Source organism: Sphingobacterium griseoflavum, assembly GCF_014653155.1.
GTDB lineage: Bacteria > Bacteroidota > Bacteroidia > Sphingobacteriales > Sphingobacteriaceae > Sphingobacterium > Sphingobacterium griseoflavum.
Map to the genome: position 1 here is coordinate 284,093 of NZ_BNAF01000007.1, position 7,247 is coordinate 291,339.

5 protein-coding genes are annotated in these 7,247 nt (G+C 45.5%); 3 read left to right on the forward strand and 2 right to left on the reverse strand.

Annotated features, from left to right (window positions below; translation table 11 throughout):
• The first annotated feature begins 15 nt into the window (after positions 1-15).
• From IE165_RS11350 to IE165_RS11360, 3 genes are all read left to right on the forward strand, one after another.
• Complete coding sequence (locus IE165_RS11350; protein ID WP_189626727.1) at positions 16-2,130, forward strand: type IA DNA topoisomerase; 2,115 nt, start codon at positions 16-18, stop codon at positions 2,128-2,130.
• 72 nt (positions 2,131-2,202) lie between these two features.
• The gene (locus IE165_RS11355) at positions 2,203-3,186 is read left to right on the forward strand and encodes a hypothetical protein (RefSeq protein ID WP_189626728.1); all 984 of its coding nucleotides are present in this window, start codon (positions 2,203-2,205) and stop codon (positions 3,184-3,186) included.
• A 38-nt stretch (positions 3,187-3,224) separates the two neighbouring features.
• Complete coding sequence (locus tag IE165_RS11360; protein WP_189626729.1) at positions 3,225-3,653, forward strand: energy transducer TonB; 429 nt, start codon at positions 3,225-3,227, stop codon at positions 3,651-3,653.
• A gap of 54 nt (positions 3,654-3,707) precedes the next feature.
• Here the strand turns inward: IE165_RS11360 and lat are convergent, their stop codons facing one another.
• Together lat and amaB are read right to left on the reverse strand one after the other, a co-directional pair.
• Positions 3,708-4,997 carry an L-lysine 6-transaminase gene (gene lat / locus IE165_RS11365; protein ID WP_189626730.1) on the reverse strand — a complete coding sequence of 430 codons (1,290 nt, stop codon included), beginning with the start codon at positions 4,995-4,997 and terminating at the stop codon, positions 3,708-3,710.
• Between the two features lie 34 nt (positions 4,998-5,031).
• Positions 5,032-6,561 carry an L-piperidine-6-carboxylate dehydrogenase gene (gene amaB, locus IE165_RS11370; protein ID WP_189626731.1) on the reverse strand — a complete coding sequence of 510 codons (1,530 nt, stop codon included), beginning with the start codon at positions 6,559-6,561 and terminating at the stop codon, positions 5,032-5,034.
• Positions 6,562-7,247: the final 686 nt, after the last annotated feature.

The following is a 7,247-nucleotide window of genomic DNA, read 5'->3' on the forward strand; positions in this document are numbered from 1 at the left end:
TTTTTAATTGACCAAATGAAAGTCGTTATAGCGGAAAAGCCGTCGGTGGCGAGGGATTTAGCTCGCGTGATGGGAGCGAAGGAGGTGAAAGATGGTTATATCACCGGAAACGGATATGCGTTTACTTACGCATTTGGTCATTTGGTGCAATTATGTACACCCCAAGCCTACGGCTTTGCGACATGGTCCGTTTCTAACCTGCCCATTATTCCAGAGGCATTTCGATTGGAAGCCAAGAAGGTGAAAAAAGATGGGAAACAGATGGACGACATTGGCGCTGTTAAGCAGCTCAATACCATCAAACGTCTTTTAGACCAGGCGGAAGAAATCATTGTGGCTACGGACGCAGGACGAGAGGGCGAATTGATTTTTCGTAATATTTATTATTTCCTTAACGCCAAGGTTCCGTTCAGGCGCCTTTGGATATCTTCGCAGACCGACAAGGCCATTAAAGAGGGCTTTGCAAACCTCAAAGAGGGCACGGAGTATGATAGCTTGTATATGTCTGCGCGCTCCCGATCGGAATCCGATTGGCTGATCGGGATCAACGCAACGCAAGCGCTCACGTTGGCAGCCGGCAATAGAGGTTTGTTGTCGCTTGGTCGTGTTCAAACCCCTACCTTAGCTATGATCTGTTCCCGCTACTTGGAAAATAAAGACTTCAAGCCGCAGACATTCTATAAAATCCAGGCTGGGTTTGAAAAAGATAACATCAAGTTTAAAGCTACCTCTAATAAAATCGATAAAAAGGAAGATGCAGAAGGTGCTGTCGCAAAGGTATCTATTGGTTCGCAGGCGAAGGTTGTTAAAGTGGAAGCAAAAGAAACAAAAGAACAGCCTCCCTTGTTGTTTGATTTGACATCGCTGCAGCAAGATGCCAACAAGAAATATGGCTACTCGGCCGACCAAACATTGAGCATCGCGCAAACCCTGTACGAAAAAAAGGTCATTACGTATCCGCGGACAGGATCTCGTTATATCGGTGAAGATGTCTTCGAGCACATCGAAGACCTATTTCAACATCTCGCCGCTACTGCAGAGGAAGGCATCGCTGCCATCAGTCGTAACCTAATAGGTGCCAAATTGAACAAAAGATCTGTTGACGACAAGAAGGTAACGGACCACCATGCTTTATTGGTTACCGACGAAAAGCCTGGACATTTGCTGAAAGAACAGAAGCACATCTACAATATGATTGCCAAGCGCATGGTAGAAAGTTTTTCGGACGTATGTCTGAAAGATATAACCACGGTGAACATTGACGCCAATGGCGTGGAGCTGATAGCGAAAGGTACGGTAATTAAACAATATGGATGGAGGTTGTCTGCTGACCAAGTGGAGCTTCCCGATGAAGATAAAAATACGGATGATCAGGATAACGAAAATGCACAGCTGCCCAAACTAACTCCGGAAGAGCGGTTGGAAATACTTTCGCTGGATCTTACGGAGCGTTTTACCAAGGCGCGGCCGATCCATACCGAGGCATCGCTTTTAAAAGCAATGGAAACCTCCGGAAAAGAAATAGAAGACGACGAAATGCGCCAAGCAATGAAAGATTGCGGCTTGGGTACCCCTGCAACCCGCGCGGCAACAATTGAGACCTTGTTTCAGCGCGACTATATCAAACGCGAAAAGAAAAAGCTGATTCCGACCGAGAAAGGGCTGGCAGTTTATCAATTGGTAAAAGACCGATCGATAGCGAAGGTGACGCTGACCGGAAAATGGGAGCAAAAACTCGAAGAGATGCGCGCTAACAAGGTGTCCTATGATGTTTTCATGAAACATATCAAAGACTACACAGTCAAAATAACCAACGAATTGCTACAGCTACGAATCGCCATACAGCACGAAGAGCTGAAACCATTGCAGAAAGGTAAAATCAAATGCCCTAAATGTGTAGCCGGGCAAGTGCAACTCTACGATAAGGTCGCGCAGTGCGACCACTATGCGCGAGGCTGTGATTTTAAGCTTTGGCGTACGCTGAACGGTGTTTTTTTGGACGAGAAGGAAATGAAAAATCTGTTGGAGAAAGGTAAAACATCAACCTTGAAAGGGATTCGTGCCAACGATGGACAAATCATGGATGCCTGCTTGCTGTTACAGGATTTTAAAGTAAATGTGGGATTGTGAAAGCGGGCTTCTGCCGGAAAATTGACCGCAAACAAACAATAACACCTTCTAAAAGCAATATATTTGCCCCTTATGGCAGCAATACTGTATAATCCGTTTTCGGATTTTAAATTCGACAATAATACATGCTTTCTCTCAGGCAAGCCGCTCGAATCGCCCGACGAACAAATTCAGGTATTTCCAGTATGGATGATGAGAACATTCGACCTGGAAGATAAACCTTTCAAAATGTTGGATGAAAATATGGTGACCTACAAGAAGCTCAAACTGCCGTGCTCAGCAAATGCGGCAGCATTATTTGAAAAGTTGGAGGAGGAAGTAGGAAGCGCGATGCAACAGGGGTATGATGCGGTAAAAGATCTTCCGCAGTTATCCCTTTTTCAGTGGGTTGCTAAAATACTCTACGGTGTGGTGTTTAATGAAATCCAGTCTGGTATACGACAAGCCCAATTAAGTGGAGAGCCAATGAATTTTTCGCAGGTTTTGGTTCAGAAATTCCGCAACTTGCATTTCATGTTGCAGTCCATCCGAACGGTTATGGAGTTCGAAAACCGTAATCCATTTTCAATTTTAGTCCTTCCGGTAGACAATGCGTCGACTGATTTCAATTACCGGGACGAAATAAATACGCTTGTGTTTTCTTTCCGTATGAATGACTTTGCCCTCATTGCAACCTTGCAGGACAATGGTACGCATGCTATATATCACGAAGACGTGCTGAGGGCTATCGCTGGCCGGTGCTTACATCCGATACAGTTTGAAGAGATCTGCGCGCGTTATTTCTATTCGGCCTACCTCTTCAACCGCTTACCAGAATATACCTATATGGAAACGCCAGACAAGGTTTACGTCGAGCCTATGCCGCTCAACGATTGGACCATGAAGCCTATATTTGATCATTGGCAGGTGAAAACCTATGGACAGGTCTTAGAGAACTTTTGGAAGCCTTGGGGATTTACTTTATTCGAGATAATAAAAGATCCAGAGAACCCAATGAGCTACATCCTCGATGAAAACGGTCGATTTCGGGAACACGTGGATTTGGCAAAGGCATAGATCTTGCTTAAATTTGATAGACATATTAGGAGGTTAGGATGAAAAAGTGGTTTGTATTTCTTTTTTTGTTAGTTGGATTGGGCGATTTATATGCACAACCTGTACCTGATACATCCATCGTCACCACCGTGGATACCTACCCTCAATTCAGGGGGGGCGTTCGGGGTTGGCATAGGTTTGTCCAGCAGAATCTAAATGTGCGAGATCTACTTAACGATTTGGATAGCACATCTTATGTAGATTATGGTTTGCGGCAGACAGCCGTCATGGAGTTTACGGTGTGTGAAGATGGCCGTGTCTGCGACGTGGAGATAGCGAACAAAAATAAGATTAGCCCAGCCTTTGCTGAGGAGGCATTACGTGTTATGAAGAAGTCCCCAAAATGGACCCCTGCCAAAAAGGATGGTCAAGGTGTTCGAACCCGATTTAAGCAGTCGATCACGGCACTGCTAGAGCAATCAAATTAAGTCTTTCGTATTACTTGTTGTGGCCATTTTACATTTATAGCCGCAGGTATGATCTTAGTTAAGCGACCCTTCGACAATTTGCATGGCTTGATCTATCTCATCCATTGTTACGGTCAAGTGTGGTCTAAAGCGAATGCTTTTTTCTCCACAACCCAATAAAAGAAGTTTGTTTTCCATCGTTTTTTCTAAAAACGAATCCCGACCTGCTGTACTGTCAAAGTCAAAGGCTACAATAAGTCCGAGGCCACGCGCATTCGATAGAAATTCCTTCCGATTTACGAGATCTTTTATCTGGGCAAGTAGGTAATCCCCCATATGTGCTGCTTGTTCAACAAGCGCCTCTTTTTCTATAATTTCCAAGATCAATTGAAAGCGCAACATATCTACAAAGTTCCCGCCGAACGTAGAATTGATGCGGCTGGATTGGATAAATACATGGTCCTGCACCCGATCGAATTTTTCCTTGTTAGCCAATATGCCGCATACTTGCGTTTTCTTACCGAACGCCAGGATATCGGGGACGATGCCGAAATGCTGATACGCCCACATCTTTCCTGTCATTCCAAGTCCCGTTTGTACTTCATCCAGTATCAGTAAGATGTCGTGCTGGTCGCAGACGCGCCGTAAGCTTTGGAAAAATTCCTTTCTGAAATGGTTGTCTCCGCCTTCGGCCTGTATGGGTTCGATAATGATAGCTGCAATACTGTCTGGATTTTGCAGGATGGCGGCTTCGATTTCCTTTATCGCCATCTTTTCCTCGCGGATCGTCTTGTTTATTGAGTCTTCAGTTAGCGGGAAATGGAGTTTAGGATTCGTGATGCGCGGCCAGTCAAATTTTGGGAAGTACATATATTTTCTGGGATCCTTGGTGTTCGTCAACGACAGCGTATATCCTGATCGGCCATGGAAAGCCTGCTTGAAATGGATGATTTGTGAGGCTTCACTGGTTTTGCCTTGGGCGAGGTTAAGTCTCGTTTTCCAGTCGAAAGCGGCTTTCAAAGCATTCTCTACGGCCAGTGCGCCTCCGCAGATGAAAAAACAGTAAGGAAGCTCTTGCGGTATAGCAACGCGGGCGAACGTTTCGACGATGTCTGCATATTCTTCTGGATAGACGTCAGATAGCGCCGGCTTGTTTATCGCCATGCGACCGAGAAACGATTGTTGAGCAACGATGTGCGGATGGTTGTAGCCTACGGCAGACGACGCAAACATCGAGAACATATCTAGATAGGTGTCGCCATTTGTATCTTTTATAAAGGATTTCTCGGATTTGGCCAAATCAAGAACAATCGGTAAGCCATCGGCCAAGATATGTTTAGATAGTATGTTGTGTAACGCTCTCATGCTGTTTTCATGTTATAAATAAACGTGTCAGGTTTTATAGGTTGAATGTTATACCTTGTGCGAGCGGCATAGTTCCGCTGTAGTTAATGGTATTGGTTTGTCTGCGCATGTATACTTTCCAGGCGTCCGAGCCTGATTCGCGTCCGCCACCAGTCTCCTTTTCGCCGCCAAAAGCGCCCCCGATTTCGGCACCGGAGGTGCCAATGTTTACATTCGCGATGCCGCAATCGGATCCTTTGTGGCTCAGGAAATATTCGGCCTCATGGAGATTAGTTGTCATGATGGCAGATGATAACCCTTGAGCAACACTATTCTGGATGGTCACGGCATTTTCCAAGGAGCCTTCATAACGTATCAGATAAAGGATGGGGGCGAATGTTTCTTTTTGTACGATGCGGTAATGGTTCGCTACTTCGGCGATAACGGGTTTGACATAGCATTTGCTCCCATATCCCTCGCCCTGTATAATGCCGCCTTCAGTTAGCAGGTGTCCGCCCTCGTCTTCAATCTCTTTTAACGCAGCTAGGTAGCTTTCTACAGCTTGGTGATCGATTAATGGTCCCACATGGTTCTGGGATTCAAGCGGATTGCCAATTTTTAATTGCGTGTAGGCATCAACGAGGGCAGCCCGAACCTTATTGTATATGTCTTTATGCACAATGAGCCTGCGTGTGCTGGTGCAGCGCTGCCCTGCAGTGCCAACAGCGCCGAAAACAGCAGCGCTAACCGTCAGCTTCAAGTCTGCGTGGGCTGTTACGATGATGGCGTTGTTGCCGCCAAGTTCCAAAAGGGATTTGCCTAGTCTAGCAGCCACCATTGTGGCAACTTCTTTTCCCATGCGTGTAGAGCCCGTAGCAGAAACCAGATCGATACGAGGGTCTGCTGCCATCCAACGGCCCAAGTCTGCACCTCCAGTGCAGATCGACGATATCCCTTCGGGTAGTTCATTGTCTGCCAATACCTCAGCCAAAATCTTTTGGCAGGCAATGGTACATACAGGTGTTTTTTCGCTACCCTTCCATATAATAACATTTCCGCAAACGAGCGCTAGCGCTGCATTCCAAGCCCAAACTGCAACGGGAAAATTAAATGCAGATATAATGCCTACGATTCCTAACGGATGGTATTGTTCGTACATGCGATGTGCAGGACGCTCGGAATGCATAGTGAAGCCGTAGAGTTGTCTTGATTGGCCAACTGCGAAATCACAGATATCTATCATTTCTTGCACTTCGCCCAGCCCTTCTTGGTACGACTTGCCCATTTCATAGGAAACGAGTTTGCCCAGTTCGGATTTTCGTGCCCGCAATTTTTCTCCGAACTGGCGAACAATTTCTCCACGTCTTGGCGCCGGTATGTCGGCCCACGAACGCTTCGCCTCGAAGGCGATGTTTAGTACCCGTTCATAATCTTCCCTGCTACTGGCGCATACATGTCCGATATCGTTCCCGTCAACGGGCGAAGTGGATACAAGAATCTCTCCTGCGCTAAACCATTGCTCACCGGTGGAAGTTCCTCGCTCGATAGGAGAGATGTTAAGTGATGTTAATTCTTTTTTTATCATAAAGTAAGGTTCTTTATTCTAACTAATGGTGAATATAGTGAATTTTATTTAATAAAAAGCCTTTCTTAGCATCGTTGCTTTCGGGATGTGTGTCCTAATGGTTAGCTATACACAAGTACTAAAGGTTAGGGTGGACTTTTTATCGTGAGGGATCTTTTTTTAAATTATCCTTCACTACACCAGCTTGTTGCGGTCTATGGCGAATGAATAAGCTGGAATAATTTGCAGGATATATGCCAAAGTTTCTATCTTTGCACCACTCCGCAAGGGAGGGACGGTTGAAAAGCGAAAAACAGGAGATGGGAAAAGGCCTTTAACGAAGGGCGTTTCCACGGTTTCGGGCCCCGCTGGGGCAGCAAAAAAAAGTTCAGATTTATTTTGCGGGACCGGAAAAATCTTCTACCTTTGCAGTCCCAACGAGAAGGAGGGAAACAAACAAGATAGTTCGGGCAGCGATGCCACGATATATAAAAAGCCAAAGCGCGACGCGGCGGCGATAGAAGTTCTTTAAGAAAGATGATCATGTAGCGTAACGAGTAGTCGGAAGATGAAAGTTATACAATAACAAAAAATCAACCTGTCAATTACGGAACGTAAGATACAACAAAAAACGATTCCGGTTATTTATTAGTAAATAGCCCGGTATCGAACAATTCATTTTTACAATGGAGAGTTTGATCCTGGCT

Coding starts and splice junctions, on each gene's coding strand:
- IE165_RS11360 (WP_189626729.1), top strand. CDS start 3,225: ATGAAAAAGTGGTTTGTATTTCTTTTTTTGTTAGTTGGATTGGGCGAT.
- amaB (WP_189626731.1), bottom strand. CDS start 6,561: ATGATAAAAAAAGAATTAACATCACTTAACATCTCTCCTATCGAGCGA.
- IE165_RS11350 (WP_189626727.1), top strand. CDS start 16: ATGAAAGTCGTTATAGCGGAAAAGCCGTCGGTGGCGAGGGATTTAGCT.
- IE165_RS11355 (WP_189626728.1), top strand. CDS start 2,203: ATGGCAGCAATACTGTATAATCCGTTTTCGGATTTTAAATTCGACAAT.
- lat (WP_189626730.1), bottom strand. CDS start 4,997: ATGAGAGCGTTACACAACATACTATCTAAACATATCTTGGCCGATGGC.